The sequence below is a fragment of the Bartonella queenslandensis AUST/NH15 genome, assembly GCF_000312585.1.
GTDB lineage: Bacteria > Pseudomonadota > Alphaproteobacteria > Rhizobiales > Rhizobiaceae > Bartonella > Bartonella queenslandensis_A.
Genome location: NZ_HE998327.1, coordinates 1 through 531, shown reverse-complemented (window position 1 = coordinate 531; position 531 = coordinate 1). Strand labels below are relative to the sequence as shown.

Genomic DNA, 531 nt, shown 5'->3' with positions numbered 1-531 from the left:
TTATAATAATAGCACTTAATATGAATCATTTTAGATTCTACAATGTTTAATTATCTCAGTTTAATTATCCCATAAATGATTATAGTTAAATTCAATAGACTTGTGGTGATATATAAATATCATAGAATAACAGCATGATAAAATGATATATCTATCTTATTACGCTTTATTTTAACTGTATGAAGTTATAATAATGCATTCAAAATAAACCTATTTTTTCTTTGAATGAATGAGAGGAACAGATCTTTTAATTGCAAGTGCAACAAAGGATGCAATCAATACTTTTAAACAATCACCTATCAAAAAACCTGAGGAAGCAATTAAAACTTTTAGTAAAGAAACTTTAGTCATATATGCTGTCCATGGAACACCAAAAGCATAAACAATTCCTATTCCCCCCATAGTATTTATCACAAATAATGTTATAAAATTTAATCGCTGCCAAAACAACTCAACCAGTAAACCAATGAAAAATGCAGCAAAGGGAAAACCTATCAAATAACCACTAGCAATCCCTGAAAAGACACTGAT

The 531-nt window shown here is 27.9% G+C and carries 1 protein-coding gene; it reads right to left on the bottom strand.

Translation table 11 applies throughout. The features are described 5' to 3' along the window. Positions 1 to 210: 210 nt before the first annotated feature. Positions 211 to 531, bottom strand: a 321-nt coding sequence (locus BN338_RS10290) for a biotin transporter BioY (protein WP_039762243.1), incomplete at its 5' end; no start/stop codon positions are given.